A 25,401-nucleotide genomic window follows, 5' to 3' on the forward strand; every position below is an offset into this window, starting at 1 on the left:
ACATGAGCCGAAAGCCTTTTCTGCAAATGAAAAATATAAGTAAAACTTTTCCGGGTGTTCGTGCTTTGGACGAGGTCCAACTAGAAATTCTACCAGGTGAAGTTCATGCTCTAGTGGGGGAGAACGGAGCCGGTAAATCAACATTAATAAAGATTTTGGCTGGTGTAGAACAACCCGATCCAGGAGCGGAAATTTTAATTGACGGACATCCCGTGAATATCCGGCAACCCATTGACGCTAATCAGCAAGGTATTGCTGTTATTTATCAGGATTTCAGCCTTTTTCCTAACCTTACGGTAGCAGAAAATATAAGTTTTGGAAAGGAAATTGGTCTGGGTAAGCGTTTGGTCAACTGGAATGAGATTAAAGAAACGGCTACAAAGGCACTTGCAGAGCTTGGGATCGAGTTAGATCTTAATTTACAACTAGAAAGGTTGCCTGTAGCCAAACAACAACTTGTAGCTATTGCCCGCGCCCTTGCTTTTAATGCAAGATTTATTATCATGGATGAACCCACTTCTTCCCTGTCCCGTGGTGAGGTTGAGAACCTGTTTAAAATCATCGCCACCTTGAAAGAGAAGGGAATCGCTATTCTTTTCGTTAGCCATAGACTACAAGAATTATTTACTATTGCCGAACGATTTACTGTTTTACGCGACGGTAAATATATTGGTACCTATCTTAAGGAAGAATTGAATGAAGACAAGCTCATTTCCTTAATGGTAGGACGGAAGATAGAATTCGTCAAGCAATCACGAAGTTCCCCGGGACCGGTTTTGCTGGAGGTTAAATCCATAACAAAAAAGGGGAACTTTAAAGATATTTCTTTTACCCTGCATAAAGGAGAGATCTTGGGACTTACCGGTTTGGTCGGTGCAGGCAGGACAGAAGTAGCCCAGGCTTTGTTTGGCCTTAATGTACCAGAAAGCGGAGAAATTTTTTTGGAGGGTGTTAAAGTAAATATACACTCTCCAGAAGAAGCCATGGGTTTAGGCATTGCCTATATTCCGGAAGGCAGACAGCGTGAAGGCTTGGTGTTGAGGCAATCGGTAGCCCAAAATGTTTCTCTTGCCGTGTTAAAAAAGCTGCGGAGCAAATTTGGCCTACTGAATGCTGGCAAAGAACGGCAGCTGGTAGAAGAATATATGGAGGCTCTTGACATAAGGCCGCGTCTGCCTAATATGCTGGCCATGCAGCTTTCCGGAGGCAATCAACAAAAAGTAGTGCTGGCTAAATGGCTGGCAACCCATCCTAAAGTATTAATTATAGACGAACCCACAAATGGCATAGATGTCGGCGCTAAAGCCGAAATCCACAAACTCCTTAAGCGGTTGGCTGAACAAGGTATGGGAATTATTATGATTTCATCCGAGCTTCCCGAAATTTTGGCGGTTAGCGACCGTGTTTTAGTGATGCGTCGAGGACGTTTAGTAGGCGAGTTTGCGATTGAAGAAGCAACTCAGGAAAAAATTATGAACAAGGCATTTATGGGAACGCCTGGTAAGGCAACGGCTTAAACCAGCTGTTGTGCAGATAGGGGTTGAAATGATGAAACAACTTACCAAATCAAAGGAACTATGGATATTTATAATGTTAATTGTTTTATCGGTTTTGATAAGTGTCCGCAGCAGTGTGTTTCTGCGACCTGATAATTTAATCGATTTACTCAAAAACAATGCTGTTTTGGGTATCATGGCTTTGGGGATGACTCTGGTTATTATTACAGGAGGCATAGACGTATCAGTAGGTGCGGTAGTGGCGCTCCTCACTGTTTTAGCCGGTAAATTTATGGTAACCTTTAGCGGCAACCTGTTGCTGGTTTTTTTGGTCGCTATTGCAAGCGGTATTCTCATTGGAATAATAAACGGTACTTTAATTGCCTTGGCTAATATTCCTGCTATTGTTGTTACCCTTGGCTCCATGAGTATTATAAACGGTCTGATGCTTTATTACACTAATGGATCTTGGATTAACGATCTTCCTACCTGGTTTATAGATTTCGGGAAAATCACCTTTTTTAAGTTTACTGATGCTAGCGGAAATATGGTGGGGATCCCTATTCAGATAGTGATTTTCCTAATAATGATCTTTTTGACCTGGGCTTTATTAAAATATACCCTCATTGGTAGAGCTGTATATGCCATAGGAGGTAATCCTGTTTCGGCCAAACGCGTTGGTATAAATATAGGACGTACTTTAATATTTGTGTACGCTTATATGGGTTTCCTTGCCGGCGTGGCGGCTGTCACCCATACGTCTATTATGCGTCAGGTTGATCCTAATGCCTTTTTAGGATTTGAACTTCAAGTGGTAGCGGCAGTAGTGGTAGGCGGAGCCAGCATTACGGGGGGCAGCGGTTCTGTTATCGGCACGGTCCTAGGTGTCTTGTTTATGGCGGTCCTTAACAACGGGCTTATTCTAACCCATATCCCGACATTCTGGCAAAAGATAATTGTTGGCTTGATTATTATATTGGCCGTCAGCTTTGATGTTATCCAAAGGAAACGAATGGAGAAGAGCCTGCCTAGAGTAGATGTTGAATATTAAAGAGGGTGGAAACTTTGTCTAAAACGAGCAAAGAAATGATACTTTTATATGTTTTTATAGGCCTCTTTGTCTTAATGGCAGCGATATCTCCTGCTAAGTTTTTGAGCCTGGGGAATCTCCAGTCTATGGCCACGCAGTTACCCGAGTTAGGTTTAATAGCGCTGGGAATGATGGTAGTCATTCTTACCGGTGGTATAGATCTTTCGATTACGTATACCGCGGCCCTGTCTGGAATAGCCGGCGCCCTAGTCTTGTCTACCGGTTATAACGCGGGGATTGAGGGTGCGGCAGTTATGATTTTGATCATAAAGGCCCTCCTGGCGACCTTGATTACCGCCCTGCTGTGCGGTTCATTGAACGGTTTTCTTGTGTCGTATGTAGGCGTTTCACCAATCCTTGTCACCCTCGGGACCATGACCCTTTTTGAGGGTGTAAGTGTTTGGCTCACCAAAGGCGGGGCCGTATCAGGCTTCCCGGAGCAATTTCAGTGGATTGGCAATGGCTATTTAGGATTTGTTCCCGTTCCAATTTTAATATTTATCGTCTTTGCCATCGTAACCGGAATTCTTTTAGAACGAACAGCGTGGGGAAGAAGTGTCTACATGTTTGGCTGCAACCCGATTGCTACCTATTTTTCGGGCATCAATACGAAAAAAGTAGTAATGTTTGTTTATCTTTATGCGGCCATATTGGCTGCCGTCGCCGCTATCATTATGATCTCCCGTTATAATTCGGCCAAGGTAGATTATGGTTCGTCGTATTTATTACAGAGCGTGGCCATTGTAGTTCTAGGGGGTACCGATATAGCGGGAGGCTATGGCAAAGTAATAGGAACGGTTGTAGCCGTAGGTATCGTTCAGGTGCTCTCCAGCGGCTTAAACTTAATTGGTATAAACAGATTTATAGTTGATGTTACCATGGGTGCCCTTCTGATTGCTGTGTTGTTATTAAACTACTTTATTGGTAAAAGAAAGCAAGAGAAGGGGGTAAGAAAAGAAGCGAAAAAGACAAGCATCGCTGCATAAAAGGTGAGGAGGCAATAAGACCCTCCCAGGAGGTGAGATGGAAAAGAAAAGCATTGAAGGAATTCAATCATATTCTCTTATTCCTAAATTTGCCAAAAGAAAAAAGGAGGTTACAGTTTTGATGAAAAAACTATTGCTATTTCTATTATCGGCGATATTAATGGTTTCCCTTTTAGCTGGTTGCGGCAGCGGCAATTCTAACAACCAGTCCCAACAGCAGCAAGGAAGCCAGCAGACTGCTTCAAACAAGGACAAAAAATACAAGATTGTAGTCATGCCTAAACTGGTAGGTATTCCCTACTTTAACGCTTCTGAACAGGGTGCCAAAAAAGCCGGCCAAGATCTCGGTGTAGAGGTAATTTATACTGGCCCCACCAAGGCCGACTCCGCTGAACAGGTGAAAATGATTGAAGACCTTATTACCCAGGGCGTAGACGCCATTGCTGTGGCGCCTAACGATCCGGCTGCCTTAACCCCTGTACTCAAGAAGGCGAAGGATAAAGGCATCCTGGTAGTGGATTGGGATACACCGGCCGATAAGTCGGTGGTTGACCTCTCTATCCACCAAATCGATGACAAGGAGTATGGAGAGCATATTTGGGACCTGCTTGTTCAAAGCATGGGCACTGATAATGCCGAATACGCCATTATAACCGGAGGTCTTTCTGCTGCCAATTTAAACAGTTGGATTAATTATGGCCTGGAGTATGCCAAAAACAAATATCCTAACCTGAAACTGGTTACCGATAAGATTCCCTCCGACGAAAAGCAGCAGGTTGCCTACCAGAAAGCCCTGGAGTTAATTAAGGCCTACCCCAATCTGAAAGGGATAATTGGTATCAGCACACCGGCTCCCATTGGTGCTGCCCAGGCAGTTCAAGAGAAGGGCTTACAGGATAAAGTCAGCGTTGTAGGAACAGCTTTGCCCAATGATTCCAAGGCCTACTTAAAGGATGGTTCCCTCGATGTAGCGACTTTGTGGGAACCAGCTAAACTGGGTTATCTCACAGTGGCATTGATTAAAGATATGCTGGATGGCAAGCAACCTACCGAAGGCCAGGAAGTGCCCAATGTAGGCAAGATCCAGGTCAAATCGGATGGCAAGACGGTCATTATGGGACCGCCGACCGATTTTACTAAAGACAACGTCGATCAATTTAACTTCTAAAACTTTAAAAAGGGGAGGGCCGGGGGCCTGTCCCTCCCCTTTTAATTAAATTACTTGCGGGCAGGTGAGATAAGCGTGGATATCCGTTTTTCCGCCGGCGTGTGGGCCTTTGACGGTTGCGGCGACCGCTTCCTGTTAAGGGGTTATCGCGACGGCAAACTCGTGGCGGAACGCCTTAAAGAAGCTGCCAGCATTCCCGGTTTGAGTGGCGTAGAGTTAAACTACCCGGCCGATGTAACCGACGCCAACCTGGATGAAGTCGAAGAGGCCTTGAAAGCGAATAAACTGCAGGCTTCCATTATTGGCGTGGACCACACCGGCCAGCGCAAGTGGCAGTTTGGCAGCTTGGCGGCTGCCGATCCCGGAATTCGCCGGGAAGCCGTTATCCTGGCCCAGCGCGGTATGGACGTGGCCGCCAGGCTGGGGGCGAACCAGATCAATATCTGGCTGGGGCAGGACGGTTTTGATTACTGCTTCCAGGTGGATTATCAAAAGGCTTGGCGCTGGCTGGTAGAAAGCCTGAAGGAGATAGCCGGTTACCGCAGCGATGTCCGGGTTTGCGTTGAGTATAAGCCTAAAGAGCCGCGGACTCATGCTTTCATAAATAACGCCGCCAAGGCCCTCCTGCTGGTCCAGGAGGTAGGACTGGACAATATCGGGGTCACCATTGATGTCGGCCATTCCCTCAATGCCGGGGAAAATGTGGCGGAAGCCCTGGCGTTACTGGCCGGTCATGGCAAGATGTTCCATTTCCACTTCAATGACAACTACCGTAGCTGGGACGACGACCTGCTGGTAGGCTCGGTCCACCTGGTCGAGTATATTGAGCTGCTTTACTGGCTGCAAAAAGTAGGCTATGACGGTTGGTACTCCCTGGACGTCTTCCCCTACCGGGAGGACCCGGTACAGGTATGCCGGGAGAGCATTGCTACGTTGCAAGGTATTTTAAACCTTGTAAACCGGCTGGGTATCCCCAAGCTTGACGAGTTAATTGCTAAAGGCGATGCCATAGCTACCTTGAGCTTTATCCGGCAGCACATTTTGCCCTGACAGCCAGGGCTGTAAGTAAAGAGAGGAGTCTTCGTTGTGGCTTCCGAGTATCAAATCAGGCAGGACATTTGTGAAGTAGGCCGGCGCATTTATGCCAAAGGTTTTGTCGCCTCCAACGACGGCAATATCAGCGTTCGCATCGGGGAAAACGAGGTTTTAACCACCCCTACGGGCGTGAGCAAGGGTTTTATGACGCCCGACATGATCATCAAGGTGGACCTGGAAGGGCGTAAAATCGCCGGCAACGCTAACCTGAAACCTTCATCGGAAATAAAAATGCACCTGGATGTTTACCGGCACCGGCCGGATGTGCGGGCAGTGGTCCACGCCCACCCGCCTGTGGCCACCGCCTTTGCCGTGGCCGGTATTCCCCTGGACAAACCGGTACTACCGGAAATCATCATCAGCCTAGGAGCCGTCCCCATCGCCAGGTACGGCACCCCTTCCACCGAGGAGATACCCTTGGCGGTCAGGGAATACCTGGATAAATACGATGCCGTCCTGCTGGAGAACCACGGGGCCCTTACCATGGGGACGGATGTCTACAACGCCTTTTACAAGATGGAATCCATTGAGCACTTTGCCAAGATCAGCCTGGCGGCCCGACAGCTGGGCGGGGAACGGGTTCTCCCCTGCGAGGAAGTAGAGAAGCTTCTGCAGATCCGCGAAAAACTCGGGGTAAGCGGCCGGCATCCGGGTTGCACGGGGTGTGGTGCCTGTACAATATCTGGACAGCCGCATAATGAAACGGGAGGTTTTACGGCCGAAGAGCTCCAGGAAATCATCACTACCGTCACCCGGCGCGTTTTGGCCTCCCTTGGAGAAAGGAAACAGTAAAGAAGGGGCAAGGCAGCTTCGCCATCCCTTAAGCTAATTTGATTATAAGCAGTACAAGTGAGTTTCGGAGGCTAATTATGAATAACCAAGCCCTGGGTATCATTGAAGTTCGCGGCCTGGCCGCCGCCGTTGCCGCCGCAGACACGGCCGCCAAGACGGCGGCAGTCACCATCCTCGGCTATGAGCCGACCAAAGGCAGCGGCCTGGTGGTATTAAAAATCAGCGGTGAAGTCAGCGCCGTCACGGCGGCCATCGAAGCCGCCAGGGAACAGGCTGCTAGCGTCAGTACCGTTTTTGCCAGCCGGATTATCGCCCGGGCCCATGAAGAATTGGCGCGGCATGTAAGTTAAGGCAGAACCCGGTATGAAACAAAAAAAGCAAGGGGGAAAACCAATAGTGAGCGCATTAGGACTCATCGAAACCAAAGGACTGGTGGCGGCCATTGAAGCGGCGGACGCCATGCTCAAGGCCGCCGGCGTCGAGTTGATAGGCATGGAAAAGATCGGTTCCGGCCTCGTCACCGTCATGGTCAGCGGCGAAGTGGGTGCTGTCAAGGCCGCCACCGAAGCAGGCGGTGCCGCCGCCGCCAGGCTCGGGGAAGTCATCGCCGTCCACGTCATCCCCAGGCCCCATGCCGATGTAGCCCGCATCCTGCCCGGCCAAAAAGACGCCGCGGCTAAGGGGGTGGATTAACATGAAGGACGGCGCCCTGGGGCTTATCGAAACCAAAGGGCTGGTGGCGGCCATTGAAGCGGCAGACGCCATGCTCAAGGCCGCCGGTGTCGAGCTGGCCGGCATAGAGAAGATCGGCTCCGGACTGGTGACCGTCATGGTTACCGGTGATGTCGGTGCTGTCAAGGCCGCCACCGAAGCCGGTGCCGCCGCCGCTGGTCGCTTAGGCGAGATTGTTGCCGTCCATGTCATCCCGCGGCCCCACATGGACCTCAGCAGGATATTACCAGCTTAAAGCGGTGAGTAGAAATGATCGACGAGACCACTATCGCCAGCATTGTGGCCGAAGTTTTGAAAAACATCCAGCAGCAGTCGCCCCAGGCGGCAGGAACCACACCGGTAACAGCAGGCGGCGGTGCCGGGCAGGGGCGGCTCAGTCAGGCCGGCTCCAAGACCTCCAGTGGTGACAAAGGCGTATACAGCGATTTAAATGCCGCCATCCATGCTGCCAAGAGAGCACAGCAAGAACTGGTCAAGTTAAGCCTCAAAACCAGGGGCAACATCGTCGCCGCTATCCGCCGGGCGGCCATTGAAAACGTAGAAACAATAGCCCGGCTGGCCCACGAAGAAACCGGCTACGGCCGGATAGAAGATAAGATCCAGAAAAAGCTTTACGCCGCCCGGTTAACTCCCGGCCTCGAAGACTTAAAAACCGAAGCCATCAGCGGCGACAACGGCCTTATCCTAATCGAGCGGACGCCCTTCGGCCTTATCGCCTCCATCGAGCCGGCCACCCATCCCGGCTCTTGCGTTATCAACCACGCCATCAGCATGGTCGCCGCCGGCAACAGCATAATCTTCCTGCCCCATCCCAAGGGCCTCAAGACTGCCCAGTACCTGGTGCGCCTTTTCAACACCGCCATCCAGGAAGCCGGCGGGCCGGAAGATTTATTAGTAGTGGGCGACAGAGTTAGCCTGGAAAACCTGGATCTGGTCTTAAGCCATCCCGATGTTGATCTGGTTGTAGCCACCGGCGGCCCCGAAGTGGTTAACCGGGCTTTAAGGAGCGGCAAGAAAGCCATTGCCGCCGGGCCGGGCAACCCGCCGGTAGTCGTCGACGAAACCGTCAAGGACCTGGCCTACGCTGCCAGGTGTATCGTCGACGGCGCCGCCTTTGACAACACCGTCCTCTGCATAGCCGAGAAGGTCATCATCGCCGTGGCCGCAATAGCCGACGAACTCATCTTCCAACTGCAGAACCACGGCGCCTATCTCGTGCAGGATGAAAGCGATAAAGAAAAACTTATCCGCACCATCCTGCCCGACGGCAAGCGTTTCCATCCCGACCTCATCGGCCGGGACGCCGCCGTTATATTAAAACAAGCCGGCATAAGCGCTCCGGAAAACACAAGGATCGTCCTTATGGAATGCCCCCCGGAGCATCCCCTGGTGCAGGAAGAACAGTTGCTGCCGGTCCTGCCCCTGGTACGAGTACCGGACTTTGACGCCGCCCTGGAGCTGGCCGCCCAGGTGGAACACGGCTTCCAACACACAGCCATCATCCACAGCCAGGACGTCGGCCGCATTACGGCTTATGCCCGCAGGCTCCGCACCGACATCCTGGTGGCCAACGCCTCCTCGGCTGCCGGGTTAAATATCGGCGGCGAAGGGCATTTCAGCCACACCATCGCCAGCCCAACGGGCGAAGGCATCTGCACACCCAGGACCTACACCCGGGAGCAGCGAACGGTCATCGTCGGAGCGCTGCGGACGGTAGATTAGGAAAAAGAAACGCGAGCGGAGTGAATACCGCCTTGAAGGAAACAACCGGCAATCAACTGGACTTCGTTATAAATAAAATAGCCGCCGCCGGGGTGGTCGGCGCTGGCGGGGGCGGTTTCCCCACCGCCTTTAAACTAAAGACCCCAACCCCCATCCAGACCGTCATCATTAACGGGGCCGAGTGCGAACCCTTACTTAAAGTAGACCAGGAACTTATGGCCCGTTATCCGGCGGAACTCCTGGCCGCCTTAGCCGCAGTAGTTCGTGCCACCGGTGCCCAAACAGGGGTTATAGCCCTCAAAGAAAAATACCGGGTTGCCCATGCCGCCCTGGCCGGAGAAATAAGGAATTACCCCGGCCTAAAGCTCCACCTCCTGCCGGACGTCTACCCCATGGGGGACGAGCACTTGTTAACCCATAGCGTTACCAGCAGGACCATACCGCCCGGGGGGCTACCTCTACAGGCAGGAGCGGTAGTTCTAAACGTCGAGACCTTATACAATATCCACCAGGCCCTGGAAGGCAAACCTGTAACCCATAAGTTTGTTACCGTCACCGGTGCCGTCCGGCAGCCCCTCACCGCCAGGATACCTGTTGGCACCCCGGTGCGGGAACTCCTGGCCCTGGCCGGCGGGCCGGTTGCAGACCAATACCTTGTTATCGCCGGCGGCCCCTGTATGGGCCAGGTTATAAGCATAAATGCGCCGGTTACCAAAACCACCAAGGGCCTTATCGTCCTGCCCCTGGACCATCCCCTGTCGGCGGCTTACCGGCGGGATCTGGACCGGGAGTTGAAGATTGCCCTCAAGGTTTGCTGCCAGTGCATGCAGTGCAGCGACTTTTGCCCGCGGCACCTTTTAGGCCATCCCCTGGAACCCCACCGGGTCATGCGGGCGATTACCTATGGCCTGGCCGATACGACCCTGCCCCAGGCCCTCCTTTGCAGCGAATGCGGCCTCTGCGACCTTTACGCCTGCCCCTTCGGCCTTTCCCCGCGGCAGGTCAACAGGAAAATAAAAGCCGAACTGCGGCAAAGAGGGTTCCGGGCCGGCCCCTGGCAGGCTGCCGCCCCGTCCCCCCTCCGGGAAGGACGGCAGGTTCCCACACAACGCCTGATCGACCGCCTGGGCCTAAAAGAATATTCCGCCCGCCCGGTAACTTTTTGGGAAGAAAACATTACGGTTAACCGCGTCCACCTCCCCTTAAGGCAGGGTGCTGGCGCCGTTCCCCGGCCGGTAGTCAAGGTTGGCGACCGGGTTGAAAAGGGCGACCTCCTGGCATGCATAGAAGACAGCAGCCTGGGGGCCAGCCTGCACGCCAGTATAGGGGGCACCATTATAGCCCTCAATAATGAAATCGTGATTGAGGGAGGTGGTGACTGATGGGGATCGCCATCGGCCTCATCGAGGTAAAAAGCCTGGCGCGGGGTTTAATGGTCGCCGACAGTTGTCTCAAGGCGGCGCCGGTAGACGTAAAAATACGCACTACCTGTCCTGGTAAAAGCCTGATTATCTTAACCGGCGAGATCGGCGCCGTGACCAGCGCCGTAGAACACGGCGTCACCGCCGGCGGGATAACGGTAATTAGCAGTTTAATCCTCGGTAACCTCCACCCTGATGTCCTGCCGGCCTTGGCCGGGGTGGCTGCGGTACCCTCGAAAGGTGCCCTGGGCGTTCTCGAAACCTTCAGCGTCACGGCCGCCATCAAGGCCGCCGATACGGCCGCCAAGGCCGCCGTTGTGGAGCTTTTGGATATCCGTCTCGCCTACGGGCTGGGGGGCAAAGGGGTGGTCATTATTACCGGCGGCGTCGGTGCCGTCCAGGCCGCCATAAATGCTGCCGCGCAACCCCTCAAAGAAGAAGGCGAACTGGTGGATGCCGTCGTTATTCCCTCGCCCCATCCGGAAGTATGGGAGCAACTAAAATAAAATCCCATAGAACAAGGTGAACTCTAAATGTCCAATACCGCCCTTATCGAATTAATTACCAGGGAAGTCCTGGCCGAGCTAAGGGAACGCCGGGGTAAAACCACCGCGGCCGGCTTTTCTGCCCCTGTCACCCCGGCAGCCAAACGTGTCCCCGTGGCCGTTTCGGCCCGCCATGTCCACCTGGCGCAAAAGGAGATTGATATCCTTTTCGGCCCCGGTTACCAGCTTACCAAAAGGAACGACCTCTACCAGCCGGGAGAATTTGCCGCCAACGAAGTGGTCACCCTGGTAGGCCCGAAACTGCGTCCCCTGACCAACGTCCGCATCCTGGGGCCGGTACGTGACCGCACCCAGGTGGAGATATCCCGCACCGATGCCATCTTCCTGGGCATTCAGGCGCCGGTGCGCCGTTCCGGGGATCTAGCCGGGTCCGCACCCATTACCTTGGTGGGCCCGAAGGGCTCAGTTACTTTGCCCGAAGGGGCCATTATCGCCAACCGCCACATCCACATGAGCCCGGTCGAAGCGGAAAAATGGGGACTAAAAGATAACGACGAAGTTACCGTGCGCACCGTTAACTCCGAACGACCCACCATTTTTGGCGGTGTCCAGGTGCGGGTAAGCCCCAAGTTCAAGCTAGTCATGCACATCGACACCGACGACGCCAATGCCGCCGGGCTGCAGTGCAATGACGAAGTAGAAATAAGGTGAGAAGATGCTCATTGCTGAAGTTACCGGCACGGTGGTCGCCACCCGTAAACATGAAAGCCTAACCGGTAGCAAGCTCCTTCTCATCCGGCCCCTTTATGGCGGCCGCCGCGGGGAAACCCTGGTGGCCGTAGATACGGTGGGTGCCGGCAGGGGAGAACTGGTGCTGGTAGCCACCGGAAGCGCCGCCAGGATGGGCCTGGGTGTCCCCCATGCTCCGGTAGACATGACCATAGTGGGTATTATCGACCAGGTAGAAGGGGACATCAAGGGACTGCCACGCTGATCTTGTGCCGGAAGGCGCCGGTACCAAAAGCTTATTTTTAGCGTTTGTGCCCTTCCGGGCATGGGTGATTCCCAAGAAAATAAGGCCTAAAGGGGGAAAAAGATGCAAGTTTTGGCCTTGAACTGCGGTGGGTCTTCGATAAAATACAAGGTTTTTTCCATGCCGGAAGAAAAAGTATTAGTCCAGGGCAGCGTTGAAGGTATCGGCGGGCAGGATACCATCCTGCGACATCAAGATTTAGCAGGCGGGGCGCCTGAGCATCGAAAGCATTTACCCCGGGGCGACTACGGCGAAGCTCTGGAAGAAATCCTCAAGTTATTGCGGCCTTACCGCATAGAGGCCGTCGGTCACCGGGTGGTTCACGGCGGTGCGAGCCTTCGGCGGCCGGCCCGGATTGATGCCGCTGTCCTGGCAACTTTAAAGGCTTGCTGCCAGCTGGCGCCCCTGCATAACCCGGCCAACATTGCCGGTATCGAGGCCGTGGCGCGAATCCTGCCGGAAGTGCCTCAAGTGGCCGTCTGTGACAACACCTTCCATCTGACCCTGCCGCCCCGGGCCTATCTCTACGGCCTGCCCTACGAATACTACGAAAGTTACGGCCTGCGCCGTTATGGTTTCCACGGTATAACTTTCGCTTATATGGTCCACCGCGCCGCGGCAATGCTGGGACGGGATCTGCAGGAGCTGAAAATTGTGTCCCTCATGTTTGGCAGCGGTACGACGGCCAACGCTTGCTGCGGGGGAAAATCTATCGATGTTTCTACCGGCTTCACACCTACGGAAGGGCTGCTCCAGTCGACGCGCTGTGGCGATGTCGATCCCGGCGTCTTGATTTTCCTCTTGCGCCGGGAAGGCCTTACCCCTGATACCTTGGAGGAAGTAATCAACAAAAAAAGCGGCTGGTTGGGTATCTCGGGCATCAGCAACGACTACCGGGCGGTGGAGGAAGCCGCCCGTCAGGGGCATGAACGCGCCCGCCTGGCCCTGGACGTTCTGGCTTACCGGGCCAAAAAATATGTCGGCGCCTATGCAGCAGCCATGGGTGGGCTTGACGTCCTGGTTTTCTCCGGGGGCATCGGTGAAAAGAGCAGCAGCCTGCGCCGGGAAGTATGCCGCGGGCTGGAGTTTCTGGGCATCAAGTTGGATACAGAACGCAATGAAAACGGGAGCGGCGACCGCTTAATCTCCAACCCGGAGGCCAGAGTTCAGGTCCTGGTGGTGCATACCGACGAAGAAGTGATGATCGCCCGGGAAACGATAAAGGTGCTGGCTGCAAAATAACCCGATGCCGCCTTTCGCCTGGCGTAATTTCTTAGACTGCATACTTTAAAAGGAGTTGGGCAAGCATGCGCTATCTTGCCTTTGACCTGGGGGCCGAGAGCGGCCGGGCCATAATCGGCACCCTGGCAGATGCCCGCCTCACCCTGGAAGAAATCTATCGTTTTCCCAACGAACCGGTACGGATCCCGGACGGCCTGCACTGGGATGTCTTACGCCTCTTTCACGAGATGAAAGAAGGCCTGCGCCGGGCTGCGGCCCGCTACGGGACGGGCCTTAAAAGCCTGGCCGTCGATACCTGGGGCGTGGACTTCGGCCTCCTGGGGGATAAAGATATTCTCCTGGCCAATCCTTACCATTACCGGGACGGCCGCACCCGGGGCGTGATGGAGGAAGCCTTCAAGATAGTACAGCGAGAAGAGATTTTTTCCCAGACCGGCATCCAATTTCTGCCTTTCAATTCCCTTTACCAGCTTCTGGCCTGGCGGCAGCAACATCCGGACCTGTTAAGCCAGGCGCAGGCCTTTTTGATGATACCCGATCTTTTCAACTTCTTTTTTACCGGCATAAAAGCCGGGGAATTTACTAATGCCACTACCACCCAGATGTACAACCCCCGCACCGGAGCCTGGGCCGCTGATATGCTGGCAAAGCTGGGGTTACCCGTTAACCTGCTCCCGGCCGTCAACCCGCCGGGTACGATTGTAGGCCAGATTTTACCCCGGGTGGCCCGGGAAACGGGAACCGGGGAGATACCAGTTATCGCCCCCGGCAGCCACGATACCGCCAGCGCCGTAGCCGCCGTACCGGCGGCAGGTCCGGATTATATGTACATCAGCTGCGGCACCTGGTCTCTAGTAGGGACGGAAGTAAGGGAACCGGTAATCAATGAACAAACCCTTAGCCTCAACTTTACCAACGAAGGCGGGGTGGGTGGTACCTTCCGGCTCCTCAAAAATGTCACCGGCCTATGGCTGGTCCAGGAATGCCGCCGTACCTGGGCGCGCCGGGGGGAAAATTTAAGTTACAGCGAGCTTACGGCCATGGCCCGGGAAGCGAAGCCCCTGGAGGCAGTTGTCGACCCGGACCACCCCTCCTTCCTGAACCCGGAAGACATGCCGGCGGCTATCCAGGCCTACTGCCGGGAAACGGGTCAGCCGGTGCCTGGGACAAAGGGCGAGATCGTCAGGTGCGCCCTGGAGAGCCTGGCCCTGAAATACCGCTGGGTGCTGGAAAAGCTGGAGGATATCCTGGGGAAAAAGCTACCTGTCGTCCACATGGTCGGCGGCGGTACGCAAAACGAGCTCCTCTGCCGGTTTACCGCCGGTGCCACCGGGCGTCAGGTGGTGGCCGGCCCGGTGGAAGCCACGGCCGCCGGCAACCTCCTGGTCCAGGCCATGGCTATGGGTGAAATAAAAAACCTGGTTGAAGCGCGGGAGATAGTGCGCCGCTCCTTTGTCCTGAAAACTTATGATCCGGAAAATACAGGGGCATGGGAAGAAAAATATGAAGTATTTGTTAAGCTGGTGAGCTGATGCGGCAGAGCGCGAAGCAAGACTATAACCTGGTCATCGGCCTCGACTTTGGTACCGATTCGGTGCGGGCGATGGTGGTCGACGCCGCCACCGGGGAAGAGGAGGCCAGTGAGGTAGCATATTACCGGCGCTGGGCAGTAGGCCTGTACTGCGATCCCGGCAAGAACCAATTTCGCCAGCACCCCCGGGACTATCTCGAAGGGATGGAAGCCGCCGTCAAGGGAGCCCTGGCCAAATTACCGCCCGGGGCGGCGCAACGGGTGGTGGGCATCGGCATCGACACCACCGGTTCAACGCCGGGCCCCGTCGATGGCAGTGGGCGCCCCCTGGCCCTGTTGCCAGAATTCAGCGAGAACCCCAACGCCATGTTTATCCTCTGGAAGGACCACACCGCCGTGGAGGAGGCCGGGGAGATCAACCATGCGGCCCGCCACTGGGGCGGCACCGATTTCACCAAATATGAAGGCGGGGTCTATTCCTCCGAGTGGTTCTGGGCCAAGATTCTTCACATATTACGTCACGACCCGGCGGTAAGGACGGCAGCCTATTCCTGGGTAGAACATTGCGACTGGATCCCGGCACTGCTCACAGGCACCGAAAACCCCCGGCTCCTCAAAAGAAGCCGCTGCGCGGCCGGGCACAAAGCCATGTGGCACGAAGAATGGGGAGGGCTGCCGCCGGAGGAATTCCTAGTCCGTATCGACCCCCTCCTGCAGGGCCTGCGCGACCGGCTCTACACCAAGACGTACACCGCCGCTACCAAGGCCGGGAATCTTACGCCCGCCTGGGCGGAGCGCCTTGGTTTACCACCGGGCATCACGGTAGCGGTAGGGGCTGTGGATGCCCATGTAGGTGCCGTAGGCGGCGGGATCACCCCCGGCGCCCTGGTGAAGATCATGGGCACGTCCACCTGCGACATAATGGTTGCACCTAAGGAAACAATCGGTGCTAAATTAATCGACGGCATCTGCGGCCAGGTAGACGGCTCGGTCATCCCCGGCCTCATCGGCCTGGAAGCGGGCCAGTCAGCCTACGGCGACGTCTATGCCTGGTTCAAAGACCTCCTCTCCTGGCCCTTGAAGGTCCTGCTGCCGGAAACCTCCCTAGTAGATACACTAGGTTGATAAAGAAAAAAAAAATTGTAAGGGAAAAAAACCAAAAAAAAAAAAAATCAAAAAAAAACTACCTTAAAAAAAAAACCTAAAAGGGGTTTCCCACTCTCTAAAAAAGGAAAAAAAAAAAACAAATATCCACATTTCCTATTTCTTATGGGGGGGGGGGGAAAAAAAAAAATCCCCTCAACAAAATAAAAACTCTCGCAAAGGAAAAAACAATCCGGGGTCCTCCTATCCCCCCGGAAAAAAAAAACCCCATTCCCCCTTTTTTCGGGAAAAGAAAAAAAGGGGGGGAAAAAAAAAAAAAAAAAAAAAAAAGGGAAATAAAAAAAAAACCAAATCTTTACCCCCTCTTCCCCTACTCCACAAAAAAAAAAATTTTTTTTTTTTTTTTTTTTTTTTTTTTTTTTTTTTTTTTTTTTAGTAGATAAGGAAACCGGTCAGAAGCTACAGGAAGAGATAGAAGGCCGCCTCCTCCAGCGTCTTTCAGAAGAAGCGGCCAGGATACCCGCTGGTGCGACGGGCTTACTGGCCCTGGACTGGCTCAACGGCAGGCGGACCCCTTACGCGGACCAGACCCTCAAGGGAGCCATTGCCGGTCTGACCCTGGGAAGTTCAGCGCCGAAGATCTTCCGCGCCCTGGTAGAGGCTACTGCCTTTGGCTCCAGGGCCATTAACGAAAGGTTTAGGGAAGAAGGCCTAGAAATTAAAGAAATCATCGCCCTGGGCGGCATTGCCAGGAAGAACGACTTTGCCATGCAGGTCCTGGCCGATGTGCTGGCCATGCCCATTAAGGTCGCCGCTTCGGATCAGACCTGCGCCCTGGGAGCCGCCATGTTTGGTGCCGTCGCTGCCGGGTTGTACCCGACGGTAGAGGCGGCCCAGGAAAAGATGGGCTGCGGCTTTGCCAAGACGTATACCCCTGACCCTGAAAATGCCGCCAAGTATCGTAGGCTGTATAAGGACTACCTGGATTTGGGCAGGGTGCTGGAGGGAGGCGGTTTATTAAAGGCGCAGAACGTGGGTTTTAGAAATTGTTTCTAAAGGTTGAAGGGCTTATAATTATATCTGGAAATTGGCGCTCCTTCAGCCCAGTCGTTTTAAATGGCCAAAGGGAAGTGACCGGTCCTGAAAAGTAGGGATGTCCAACTATTGCTTTTAGTGACTTTTTTCTGGGGCGTGACTTTTCCCCTTTTAAAAATAGGCAACCGCTATTTGCCACCTTTATCCTTCGGTGCCTGGCGTTTTTTCCTGGGGGCGCTCTGCCTTTATTTTTGGGTGGTGCGGCGCCGGGGCGAGGTGTGGCATAAAAGGCGGGATTTCGGACCTTTAATGCTTTTGGGCCTCCTGCAGACCACCATCATGGGCGGGGCCCTGCATTTTGGGTCAAGTCTTGTTAAAAGTGGTTTAACCTCGGTTGTATTGTATAGCTATCCTTTCTTTTTCACTTTTATGGCATTTGTACTATTAAAGGAAGACCTGTCATGGAAGCAGATAACGGGTATGTTGCTTGGTTTTGTCGGCCTGGTTTTGGCCGTTGACCCCTGGCGGGCCCATTTAACAGGGCCGGAAATAGCCGGTTTAATCATTCTTTTATGCGGAGCGGTAAGCTGGGGCCTCGCCAGCGTTTATTTAAAGGCACGGTTTAAGGAGCATGACAAGCTGGCGGTAACTACTTACCAAATGTTATACGGTTCGGTGGTTTTATTTTTAGTTGCCGCTCTAATCGAAGGTGGGGTTCATTTTTCCTGGGAGCCTGTAGCATTGGGAATCATATCTTATACGACCCTTTTTACATCGGCGTTGGGCTTTGCCATCCTCCTCACCGTCCAGACCCGTTACCCGGCCGGAAGTACTAGCGTTTACCTTTTCCTGGTTCCTGTATTCGGCGTAACCTTCAGCTCCCTGATCCTGGGTGAGAAGCTGACCCTGAACCTGCTGCTGGGATTGGCCCTGGTGGCCCTGGGGATTGTTATCGTAAACCGCATGTCGACACAAGGCAGACCGAATTATAAAGCGAGAATTACCGTAAACGCGGGTAGATAATAAGGACAGGGAGAGATCATAGGTATGGATTTTAAAGGCAAAGTGGTGGTGGTAACGGGTTCCGGTCGGGGTATAGGGCGGAGCATCGCCGGGATGTACGCAGCCAATGGTGCCAACGTGGTCGTAGCCGATCGAGATTTTCGGGGGGCACAGGAGACGGCGAGGTTTATAAAGGAGGGAGGTGGCGAAGCCCTTGCCCTCCTTGTCGATGTGAGCAAGCCTGAAGATGTTGTGAAATTAATGGAAAAGACCGCAGAAAGGTACGGAAGACTGGATATTCTCGTAAACAACGCCGGGTTCGGCTGCTGGAAGTCTCCCTATGACCTCACGGTGGAAGAGTGGGACGGCGTCATAAATACCAACCTTCGCGGCACATTCCTGTGTTCCCGGGAAGGGGCTAAAATCATGAGAAAAAGCGGCGGAGGGTCTATAGTAAACATAGCTTCCACCAGAGCAATCATGTCCGAGCCCAATTCCGAAAGCTACGCCGCTTCGAAGGGGGGCATACTCGCCCTCACACATGCGCTGGCGGTTTCTTTGGGACCGGATCGAATAAGGGTTAATGCCATCAGCCCCGGATGGATCGAGACAGGGGATTACGGTAAACTACGGGAAATCGACCATATTCAACACCCGGCAGGTCGCGTGGGAAGGCCCGACGATATCGCCAGGGCATGCCTTTTTCTTACGGCCGATGAAAATAGCTTCATTACGGGAGCAAACCTCGTGATTGACGGCGGTATGACCCGGAAGATGATTTATGAGCCGTAAAAGGTGCGTTTAGTTATTACACTTGGGGTTATCAGTATAAATTACGGCAAGGGTAAAAATATATTGACAGGCAAAATGGGACACGGGAGAGGGGCCAGCGAGAAAGAGAAGAGTGCCAAAGCATCCAACGGTTAACCATGCTGGAAGATAGACCAACCTTCTTTTAATCTAGCAGACTTAAGACTTTTTGTCCAAAGTAGTTAGGGAGCTAAATAGTCTACAGCCACTACGTGGACGCCTGGGTTCTGGCGGCCTCCGTTTCAGGGGCTGAAAAACCGGACCACATCGGTTTCCACTATCTAGTCCCCCTCCGCTTCCAACGTCGCAAGCTGACCGGTTAGAACAGGAAAAAGGTGGCGTGCGGAAGCCTTACGGCGGCACCTGCAGTTGCGGTTTCAAGCGCGGGATCCTGGTGAAGCACCCGAACTACGATCTGTGCTCCATCGGCTGTCATTTAAACGGCCGCTTGAGCCTGTACGACCGGAAAACGGCAAAAGGCTCACCCAAAACGGAAGGCCGGAAGACTGCCTAGTGTTCACCAGCGTTTCCTGGCGATCTTGCTATTTTTCCTCAAAAAAGGTGTCTTAACCGCCTTTCCTCCAGCCTTTTGAAGGAGGCGGGAGGAAAGGCGGTAATATCTATGAAGACTGCTTTAGCATAGTGTTCCGGTACGACCGCGTGCGGAGGTATTACGTTGAAAAACGCCCGTTTGTTCGCATGCCCGGCGGCCACATGCGGGTTTTGCCGGTGGTTGAGGGAAAACGGGGGCGGGACGTACCTGCGCAAGGCTGGGTCTCTGACAGAAATATACAATTCTCCTGTCCAGGGAGGTGCTGCCGAGCTTTTGAAAACGGCGATGGGGAGATTGTACCGCTACAGGCAATTAAAAACCTTGAAGCGCTCACCCTAGAACCTCTTCGCGAATACCTTTAAGGTCTCGACTGCCGAAGATTAAGAGACGCAGCGCCTAACGCTGGAAAGTGACGAAATGGATAGAAAGGATAGGCCGGACGTTACCGGGTTGGGAGTTCTTGGCTATTACTGTCGAGATTTTAGTTAATGTGATGAAATTTGTATTTCATTGTGGTTTTTAGGAGGAATTTTGAAGGAAACAGCGAATATACAACTAATACGGTAGTAATTAAGGAATTGGGAAGGAGATTTAAGATGGTAAAGAATGTTAAACGGGGGGGGGGGGGGGTATAATTACCATAACCTCCGATTACTGGAAATAAACCCTCTTTACATCCTCATTCTATTTTGCCTCCTATTCCTTTGTCTCGCCCGCGGTAAAATTATTCTTCTTTTCCATAATTCCCCTAACCAACAGTAAACTCACTTTACCTACGTATCTTACACTCAAGGCAAACCTGGCGAAAGGCAGGGGCGCAAAGCCATGGGCCTAAAGCCCTTTCATGGGTTTTAACGCCAGTTGGCGTAGGTTTTTGCCTTTTACTGGCATTATTTTCCTTTACCATGCAACAGTAAGGAAAAATCCTCAAGGCTATGGTTAAATGCTAAGTAGGGTAATAAGCCAGGCAACGCCTACCACCTGAAGTCATTAGACATTTGTTTACGGGGGAGCAAAGTATGGTTGATGGCCCATTAACTGAGGAAGAAATTAACGAACTGTTGGCTGCGTACGAAAAACTAATAGCCCAGATTAAGGAGGACAAAGTGCCGACACTAACTCGGCTACCTATACAGGAAAAAGATGGTACTTGCTGCTCTTTTGGAAGAAAAATGGTGGATTGTTTACCCAAAAAGCTAAGTAACGCCACATGTTAAAGTGGAGTTAAATTGGAACTACCCTGAAAACCCCATAACTGACAGAAGACACCGTTAAGGGCAAACCCGTCGAAAGACGGGGGCGCAAAGCCGTGGGCCTAAGGCTTGTATAAGCTATGGTTGTCAGGTTGCCGGTGAACCTTCTGGGAGATGAAGTGAATTGTATTGGCTCTTAGAGGGAACAGGTAACCTGTTCCCTTAATTTTTTGCTAGAAGGTGGAAGGAGGAGTGGCTGCATGAACTCAGGTTACAACACGACGTAGGAACAATTTACATATCAATATCAAAAGGCCTTTTAGTGAGCCCAAAGATATTTACAAGTTAAAGAACACTGAAGCCATAGCAGAGATCACTACTTGATGAGCTAAAGGAAATGGCAATAAACTAAACAAATACTAAAAAGTTTAAGGAGGAGTTAATAATCATGACTGTTAATGCCACTAAAACATTGGAGCCTTTACCTTCTGCTAACCGTGGGATATACGGCGATGCCCGTAAAAGTGGAGCAGTCAAAGAAAGTGACAAAAAAGATATGGAAGCACGTCGGAAGCAGGCGCGGACTTTTGCGAAGCAACAACAGATCGCCGAGCGGATTGCCAGTGCGACGGAGCAACTTTCTTCTGGTGTGGAAGAGGCTTCCAGCGCAGTACAAGAATTGCGCACTGCCATGGAGCAGATAGCTAGCGGGGCACAGGAGGCCAGCGGTGCTAGCCAGCAATCCCTGTCCGCTATTCAGGTTATTGGCGAAGGGGCCAAGGTTTCGGTAAAACAGACACGGGAGTCCCTTGCTCGTTGTGAAGCCATAAGGAACCTTGTGAGCCGCACGAGTGAAGATATTGAGGTTTTGATCCAAGGGGTGGACGCCAGCGCAGCCAGGAACGAGGAGTCGGCTAGAGTAGTAGCCAAACTGGAAGAAGAGGCGTCCAAGATTGGCGAGATCGTCCGGACCGTAGTAAGGATAGCCGACCAGACAAACCTTCTAGCCCTGAACGCTGCAATTGAGGCGGCGCGGGCTGGGGAGCACGGCCGCGGGTTTGCTGTAGTGGCAGATGAAGTAAGAACCCTGGCAGAGACTTCCGAGAAAGCGGCCAGCGACATACGGAAGATAGTAGACAATGTGCAAGAAGACGTGCGCACGGTGGCTGAAGCCATCAACAAGGCAGCTGAGGTAGCCAGGGGCGAGGCGGAAAAAGGTAAGACTATCACGGAAGAGCTTAAGAAGATTGCTACTTCTGTAGCCAAAGTAGTGGAAGGAGCTGCTAGGATTGAGCAGCTGGTCACGGAAGTAGAAAAAGCGGTAGCCGAGTTCCAGAAAGGTAGCGAACAGATAGCTGCGACTGCTGAGGAGCAGGCCAGCGCCACTGAGCAGGCCTTGCAGGGGGTTGAGCAACAGGCCCGGGCACTAGAGGAGATAAGCAATAACAGTAATAATTTAGCCGATCTGGCTGATGAACTCAAGCACTCGACTGATGTGGTCAAATCGGCCGAGGGCCTGGCGGCAGCGGCGGAGGAACTATCCTCGGCCATTGAGGAGGCCAGCCGTTCGGCAGAAGAGATTAACGCCGCCCTAAATCAAATAGCGAAATCGGCAGAGCAACAGGCATCGGCTTCTGAGGAATCCTCCGCCGCCATCAAGCAGATCGAAAAATCGATGGGAGTAATTGCGAAGGAGGCCGATGAGTCTAAAACTGCAGTACAGGAACTTAGTGACTTGCTGGCTGAGAACAAAGTCAGGGTAAATGAGTTGATTAAAGGGATCAGGCAGGCGGCAGCCACCAACCTTGAGAACGTACAGAAGGTTAACCAGCTTGAGCGGAACGCCCGCATGATCGACAAGATAGTAGACACCATAGCGAGCGTAAGCATCCAGACCAACATGCTGGCGGTAAGCGGCGCTATAGAGGCAGCCCGGGCCGGCGAGTACGGTAAGGGATTCGCGGTAGTAGCTTCAGACATCCGGAACCTTGCCCAGGAGAGTGCCCGCAATGCCGAGCAGATCAAGTGTTGATTGTCAATAGAATTGACCCACTATGTGCAAATAAAATTGACCCACTTGGGAACAAAAATAATAAGCTTCAAGTCATGCGCCAAAGGGAATGAAGGTATAGTCTCGCTGCCGAATTAACGGTCGTTGGCTGCTTTCAGTTTACCTTTGAGCCGGTAGCTAGTGCCGTTAATATAGAAAATGCGGGCGTGATGCACAAGCCGGTCAATTATGGCCGCAGCCACCACTTGGTCGGAAAATATCTCCCCCCATTCGTTGAAGTTATAGTTGCTGGTCAGGATAATGCTCCCCTTCTCGTAACGCATGGAGACCAGGCGGAAGAGGAGGTTGGCCTGTTCTTTAGTTACGGGCATGTAGCCGAGTTCGTCGATGATTAAAAGGTTCAGCCGGGAGTAACTCAGCAGCTTGTCGAGGAGGCTGCCGTCTTTGGCGCTCAAAAGTAGTTCTTCTAAAAGCTTCTGGGCCGTGATAAATGCTACCCGATATTTAGCCATGCAGGCCTTGATACCTAAGGCCACTGACAGATGCGTCTTGCCGACCCCAGGGGGACCCAGGAAGATGATATTCTCCTTTTTCTCCACAAAATCCAGGGAGCCTAAAGCGATAATTTCTTTTTCCCGGATGGATGGTTGAAAGCTAAAGTCAAATTCCTCCAGGGTTTTGATAAAGGGGAAACGTGCTTTATTGATTTTCGTCTTGACCGTGCCTTCGTTTTTCCTTTTTAACTCCTCTTCAAAGAGGAGGGAGAGGTATTCGGTATAAGAGAGGTTGTTTTGCGAAGCCTTCTCTGTTACCTCCTGGTAATGGGCGAGCATCCCCTTTAGTTTTAAGGCCTGCATCTGATTTTCCAGATAACAGGTTAATTTGTTGCTCATGATACTGCCGCCACCTCGCTCTCCTTTAGGGCATAACAGGAGAGGTCCCGTTTGATTTTACCTGGCGGCATATTGACACTTGCGGGGTCACAAGTATAAGAAAGCGGGGCGACTGCTTTCTGCTCTAAGAGCCTTTTTACGCTGTTTTTGTGATAAGAGCCGATTTTCAAGCATTCTTTGATGGCTGCTATGATATCTTCCCGGTTGTATATGTCTTGGTAGCTTAAGATTTCTGCCAGGTGCCAGTACAGGTTGGCCCCGTTCTTATCACGCAGGCCTTCCAGATACCTTTGGCCGTCTTCGCCGAAGGCGCTGATAAACTTCTCCACCAGGGCCGAGCGCAGTTTCAGTTTCTTTTCCTGGTATTGACGGTTGATGGTTTCGTGTTCGGGGTGAAGGGGACGGGCGGTTTGTTTTTTAAGGTCAAGGTCGAACTCCCCTAAAAGCGCACCTGCCTCGTCATATACCTTCAGGCGCCGGCCGTAGATGTTTTCGACCCACACCCTCCTTAAGCAGTAGCGCATAGGTACGGGGTAGAGATTGCCGTCATGGGATATATAGCCGTCATTGCTCACCTTCCGGGGTTCTTTATGGTGTAAGAAGGCCGGTTCGACAGCAGGTATTTGGAGAAGGCATCCTTTTTCCTCGGCAAACATCTCCTCCGGCGGTCGGCCTAAGCTGCTGTGGGGCCTCTTGTTGTAGGCTTCCTGGAACTCGGAAAGCTTTACAGCGAATTCGTTCAAGTCCCCCACCTCCAGGCCCCGTAGCAGGTGTTCCTGGACATAGTAAAAGGGGCGTTCCACCTTTCCCTTGGTCCGGGCACGGTAGTTGGCGCAAGCCGAAGGCTGGATGCCATATAGCCCGCAGAATTTGAGGAACTCATCATTGTACCGGACGATACCGTCTTTTTGGTGGGTGATGACCATTTGCTTGCCGTTGTCTATCACCAACTCCGGGGCATAACCGCCGAAGAAGTCAATGGCCTCAACCAGAACCCGGATCACGTCGGCGGTGGTGATGCTTAAAGAGAAGGTATAAAATTTCATCCGGCTAAAGGATAAGACCACCTCGTGGAGATATATTTTCAGGGGCTTCCCGTCTACCGGTAACGTCCACACCTTCCAATCGTACTGCATCTGCTTACCCGGGCCGGTTTCCACCCGGGTGGTAGCTAATTTAGCTGCATTATCTTCTGCCTTTATGGACCTAAGATAACGGTGGACGCTGGCTAGGGAGCCTTGATAGCCCTTATCTTTCAGTTCTTTGTAAATCCTTGTGCCGATATATCCCTTGGCAAGCATAATCTTGATTTCTTCCAGAAACTTGTCCAGTTCTTTAACGTACTCCCTAGCTTTAAACTGGGGCGGGCCGGCTTCTTTCAGGTACTTCCTGACGGTATTCCTGGACACCCCAACATCCCTGGCTATTTGCCTGATGCCGACCCCTTGAGCATGCAGTGCCTTGATGCGCTGCCATTTGTACATGCTGACCACCTCTTGTTCCTCCCCCTCTCAGGGGGGATTTTATCACAAGATTAGGTGGGTCAGTTTTATTTGACGATCTAGGGTCAATTCTATTTTACGATCTACAATCAAGGAAATGGTAAAGGGTATTCAAGAACAAGTGATGAACGTACTCCGGGACATTACTTCTATTGGAGATGTAGTTCAAAAGGAAGCGGAAAAAGCCCAAAAGACAACGGCCGACCTTGACCTTATTGAAACCGATATGCGGGTGGTCGTTGAGGGGGTGGAAATGGTTAAAAAGCAGGCAGATGAAAGCCTCCTAAGGGTAGAAGAGGCAGCCAAAGGAGTAGAGCAGATAAGTACGGCTGCCCAGGAAGCCAGTAAAGCGGCAGAAGAAGCAGCAGCCGCCAGCCGCCAGCAAGCAGAAGGCATGAAAGAGCTTGCCCAGGCTATCGAGGAAATTGCAGCTCTGGCGGACGAACTCCAGCAGGGCTAAAGAAATCGGAGTGAACGAGGAGGA

24 protein-coding genes, 2 pseudogenes and 2 riboswitches are annotated in these 25,401 nt (G+C 52.7%); of the genes and pseudogenes, 24 read left to right on the plus strand and 2 right to left on the minus strand.

Going from position 1 to position 25,401, the window contains the following annotated elements; all coding sequences use genetic code 11:
- Positions 1 to 2: 2 nt before the first annotated feature.
- The 23 genes and pseudogenes from MHFGQ_RS05755 to MHFGQ_RS13960 all read left to right on the plus strand — a co-directional run bounded on the left by MHFGQ_RS05755 (position 3) and on the right by MHFGQ_RS13960 (position 22,543).
- On the plus strand, positions 3 to 1,517 hold the full coding sequence (locus tag MHFGQ_RS05755) for a sugar ABC transporter ATP-binding protein (RefSeq protein ID WP_106005795.1): 1,515 nt from the start codon (positions 3 to 5) through the stop codon (positions 1,515 to 1,517).
- Between the two features lie 28 nt (positions 1,518 to 1,545).
- Positions 1,546 to 2,547 carry an ABC transporter permease subunit gene (locus MHFGQ_RS05760; protein ID WP_106005794.1) on the plus strand — a complete coding sequence of 334 codons (1,002 nt, stop codon included), beginning with the start codon at positions 1,546 to 1,548 and terminating at the stop codon, positions 2,545 to 2,547.
- A gap of 14 nt (positions 2,548 to 2,561) precedes the next feature.
- Positions 2,562 to 3,572 carry an ABC transporter permease gene (locus MHFGQ_RS05765; protein WP_106005793.1) on the plus strand — a complete coding sequence of 337 codons (1,011 nt, stop codon included), beginning with the start codon at positions 2,562 to 2,564 and terminating at the stop codon, positions 3,570 to 3,572.
- Positions 3,573 to 3,693: 121 nt separating this feature from the next.
- Positions 3,694 to 4,740, plus strand: a complete 1,047-nt coding sequence (locus MHFGQ_RS05770) for an autoinducer 2 ABC transporter substrate-binding protein (protein WP_245907873.1) — start codon at positions 3,694 to 3,696, stop codon at positions 4,738 to 4,740.
- Between the two features lie 75 nt (positions 4,741 to 4,815).
- Entirely contained in the window at positions 4,816 to 5,790 is a 975-nt protein-coding gene (locus MHFGQ_RS05775) for a sugar phosphate isomerase/epimerase family protein (protein WP_170066330.1), read from the plus strand.
- A gap of 36 nt (positions 5,791 to 5,826) precedes the next feature.
- Positions 5,827 to 6,627, plus strand: a complete 801-nt coding sequence (locus tag MHFGQ_RS05780; RefSeq protein ID WP_106005790.1) for a class II aldolase/adducin family protein — start codon at positions 5,827 to 5,829, stop codon at positions 6,625 to 6,627.
- Between the two features lie 77 nt (positions 6,628 to 6,704).
- Entirely contained in the window at positions 6,705 to 6,977 is a 273-nt protein-coding gene (locus MHFGQ_RS05785) for a BMC domain-containing protein (protein WP_106005789.1), read from the plus strand.
- A 13-nt stretch (positions 6,978 to 6,990) separates the two neighbouring features.
- Positions 6,991 to 7,320: a BMC domain-containing protein gene (locus MHFGQ_RS05790; protein WP_106005788.1), complete on the plus strand. Its 330-nt coding sequence runs from the start codon at positions 6,991 to 6,993 to the stop codon at positions 7,318 to 7,320.
- Position 7,321: 1 nt separating this feature from the next.
- Entirely contained in the window at positions 7,322 to 7,594 is a 273-nt protein-coding gene (locus tag MHFGQ_RS05795; protein WP_106005787.1) for a BMC domain-containing protein, read from the plus strand.
- Positions 7,595 to 7,608: 14 nt separating this feature from the next.
- Positions 7,609 to 9,081: an aldehyde dehydrogenase family protein gene (locus tag MHFGQ_RS05800; protein WP_106005786.1), complete on the plus strand. Its 1,473-nt coding sequence runs from the start codon at positions 7,609 to 7,611 to the stop codon at positions 9,079 to 9,081.
- Between the two features lie 32 nt (positions 9,082 to 9,113).
- A complete protein-coding gene (locus tag MHFGQ_RS05805) occupies positions 9,114 to 10,463 on the plus strand; it encodes a 4Fe-4S dicluster domain-containing protein (protein ID WP_211292920.1) in 1,350 nt (449 codons plus the stop codon).
- Positions 10,463 to 11,008: a BMC domain-containing protein gene (locus tag MHFGQ_RS05810; protein ID WP_106005785.1), complete on the plus strand. Its 546-nt coding sequence runs from the start codon at positions 10,463 to 10,465 to the stop codon at positions 11,006 to 11,008. Before MHFGQ_RS05805 ends, MHFGQ_RS05810 begins: the two co-directional genes overlap by 1 nt.
- A gap of 27 nt (positions 11,009 to 11,035) precedes the next feature.
- Positions 11,036 to 11,719 (plus strand): phosphate propanoyltransferase, encoded by a 684-nt coding sequence (gene pduL / locus MHFGQ_RS05815; RefSeq protein WP_106005784.1) that lies wholly within the window; start codon positions 11,036 to 11,038, stop codon positions 11,717 to 11,719.
- Positions 11,720 to 11,723: 4 nt separating this feature from the next.
- Complete coding sequence (locus MHFGQ_RS05820; protein ID WP_106005783.1) at positions 11,724 to 12,002, plus strand: EutN/CcmL family microcompartment protein; 279 nt, start codon at positions 11,724 to 11,726, stop codon at positions 12,000 to 12,002.
- Between the two features lie 102 nt (positions 12,003 to 12,104).
- Positions 12,105 to 13,283 (plus strand): acetate/propionate family kinase, encoded by a 1,179-nt coding sequence (locus MHFGQ_RS05825; protein WP_106005782.1) that lies wholly within the window; start codon positions 12,105 to 12,107, stop codon positions 13,281 to 13,283.
- 65 nt (positions 13,284 to 13,348) lie between these two features.
- Positions 13,349 to 14,815 carry a rhamnulokinase gene (locus MHFGQ_RS05830; RefSeq protein WP_106005781.1) on the plus strand — a complete coding sequence of 489 codons (1,467 nt, stop codon included), beginning with the start codon at positions 13,349 to 13,351 and terminating at the stop codon, positions 14,813 to 14,815.
- Positions 14,815 to 15,927: pseudogene (locus MHFGQ_RS05835) on the plus strand (ribulokinase); the annotation flags it as partial. The gene MHFGQ_RS05830 and the pseudogene MHFGQ_RS05835, both read left to right, overlap by 1 nt.
- Before the next feature lie 462 nt (positions 15,928 to 16,389).
- Positions 16,390 to 16,974: an FGGY-family carbohydrate kinase gene (locus MHFGQ_RS05840; RefSeq protein WP_425463822.1), complete on the plus strand. Its 585-nt coding sequence runs from the start codon at positions 16,390 to 16,392 to the stop codon at positions 16,972 to 16,974.
- A 117-nt stretch (positions 16,975 to 17,091) separates the two neighbouring features.
- Positions 17,092 to 17,976: a DMT family transporter gene (locus MHFGQ_RS05845; RefSeq protein WP_245907872.1), complete on the plus strand. Its 885-nt coding sequence runs from the start codon at positions 17,092 to 17,094 to the stop codon at positions 17,974 to 17,976.
- 24 nt (positions 17,977 to 18,000) lie between these two features.
- The gene (locus MHFGQ_RS05850; protein WP_106005778.1) at positions 18,001 to 18,747 is read left to right on the plus strand and encodes a glucose 1-dehydrogenase; all 747 of its coding nucleotides are present in this window, start codon (positions 18,001 to 18,003) and stop codon (positions 18,745 to 18,747) included.
- Between the two features lie 358 nt (positions 18,748 to 19,105).
- Positions 19,106 to 19,279, plus strand: a complete 174-nt coding sequence (locus tag MHFGQ_RS05855; protein ID WP_170066328.1) for a hypothetical protein — start codon at positions 19,106 to 19,108, stop codon at positions 19,277 to 19,279.
- Between the two features lie 821 nt (positions 19,280 to 20,100).
- Positions 20,101 to 20,187, plus strand: a riboswitch (cyclic di-GMP riboswitch).
- A 397-nt stretch (positions 20,188 to 20,584) separates the two neighbouring features.
- Positions 20,585 to 20,671: riboswitch (cyclic di-GMP riboswitch) on the plus strand.
- Between the two features lie 531 nt (positions 20,672 to 21,202).
- A pseudogene (locus tag MHFGQ_RS13955) lies at positions 21,203 to 21,727 on the plus strand (methyl-accepting chemotaxis protein); the annotation flags it as partial.
- A 633-nt stretch (positions 21,728 to 22,360) separates the two neighbouring features.
- Positions 22,361 to 22,543 carry a methyl-accepting chemotaxis protein gene (locus tag MHFGQ_RS13960; protein WP_425463823.1) on the plus strand — a complete coding sequence of 61 codons (183 nt, stop codon included), beginning with the start codon at positions 22,361 to 22,363 and terminating at the stop codon, positions 22,541 to 22,543.
- Between the two features lie 113 nt (positions 22,544 to 22,656).
- Here the strand turns inward: MHFGQ_RS13960 and istB are convergent, their stop codons facing one another.
- Both istB and istA read right to left on the minus strand, forming a co-directional pair.
- Positions 22,657 to 23,415 carry an IS21-like element helper ATPase IstB gene (gene istB / locus MHFGQ_RS05865; protein ID WP_106006221.1) on the minus strand — a complete coding sequence of 253 codons (759 nt, stop codon included), beginning with the start codon at positions 23,413 to 23,415 and terminating at the stop codon, positions 22,657 to 22,659.
- Entirely contained in the window at positions 23,412 to 24,899 is a 1,488-nt protein-coding gene (gene istA / locus MHFGQ_RS05870; RefSeq protein WP_106006222.1) for an IS21 family transposase, read from the minus strand. The genes istB and istA overlap by 4 nt, the downstream gene beginning before the upstream one ends.
- 139 nt (positions 24,900 to 25,038) lie before the next feature.
- Between istA and MHFGQ_RS05875 the strand changes: the two genes are divergently transcribed.
- Positions 25,039 to 25,377: a hypothetical protein gene (locus MHFGQ_RS05875; RefSeq protein WP_146127149.1), complete on the plus strand. Its 339-nt coding sequence runs from the start codon at positions 25,039 to 25,041 to the stop codon at positions 25,375 to 25,377.
- Positions 25,378 to 25,401 lie beyond the last annotated feature (24 nt).

It is taken from the genome of Moorella humiferrea, assembly GCF_039233145.1.
Lineage (GTDB): Bacteria > Bacillota > DSM-521 > Neomoorellales > Neomoorellaceae > Neomoorella > Neomoorella humiferrea.

Bases quoted from the DNA above. Each gene is read 5' to 3' on its own strand.
- MHFGQ_RS05830 (WP_106005781.1), top strand. From the start codon at position 13,349: ATGCGCTATCTTGCCTTTGACCTGGGGGCCGAGAGCGGCCGGGCCATA.
- MHFGQ_RS05850 (WP_106005778.1), top strand. From the start codon at position 18,001: ATGGATTTTAAAGGCAAAGTGGTGGTGGTAACGGGTTCCGGTCGGGGT.
- MHFGQ_RS05825 (WP_106005782.1), top strand. From the start codon at position 12,105: ATGCAAGTTTTGGCCTTGAACTGCGGTGGGTCTTCGATAAAATACAAG.
- MHFGQ_RS05800 (WP_106005786.1), top strand. From the start codon at position 7,609: ATGATCGACGAGACCACTATCGCCAGCATTGTGGCCGAAGTTTTGAAA.
- MHFGQ_RS05760 (WP_106005794.1), top strand. From the start codon at position 1,546: ATGATGAAACAACTTACCAAATCAAAGGAACTATGGATATTTATAATG.
- MHFGQ_RS05785 (WP_106005789.1), top strand. From the start codon at position 6,705: ATGAATAACCAAGCCCTGGGTATCATTGAAGTTCGCGGCCTGGCCGCC.
- MHFGQ_RS05755 (WP_106005795.1), top strand. From the start codon at position 3: ATGAGCCGAAAGCCTTTTCTGCAAATGAAAAATATAAGTAAAACTTTT.
- MHFGQ_RS05820 (WP_106005783.1), top strand. From the start codon at position 11,724: ATGCTCATTGCTGAAGTTACCGGCACGGTGGTCGCCACCCGTAAACAT.
- MHFGQ_RS05770 (WP_245907873.1), top strand. From the start codon at position 3,694: ATGAAAAAACTATTGCTATTTCTATTATCGGCGATATTAATGGTTTCC.
- MHFGQ_RS05795 (WP_106005787.1), top strand. From the start codon at position 7,322: ATGAAGGACGGCGCCCTGGGGCTTATCGAAACCAAAGGGCTGGTGGCG.
- MHFGQ_RS05790 (WP_106005788.1), top strand. From the start codon at position 6,991: ATGAAACAAAAAAAGCAAGGGGGAAAACCAATAGTGAGCGCATTAGGA.
- MHFGQ_RS05810 (WP_106005785.1), top strand. From the start codon at position 10,463: ATGGGGATCGCCATCGGCCTCATCGAGGTAAAAAGCCTGGCGCGGGGT.
- istB (WP_106006221.1), bottom strand. From the start codon at position 23,415: ATGAGCAACAAATTAACCTGTTATCTGGAAAATCAGATGCAGGCCTTA.
- istA (WP_106006222.1), bottom strand. From the start codon at position 24,899: ATGTACAAATGGCAGCGCATCAAGGCACTGCATGCTCAAGGGGTCGGC.
- MHFGQ_RS13960 (WP_425463823.1), top strand. From the start codon at position 22,361: ATGATCGACAAGATAGTAGACACCATAGCGAGCGTAAGCATCCAGACC.
- pduL (WP_106005784.1), top strand. From the start codon at position 11,036: ATGTCCAATACCGCCCTTATCGAATTAATTACCAGGGAAGTCCTGGCC.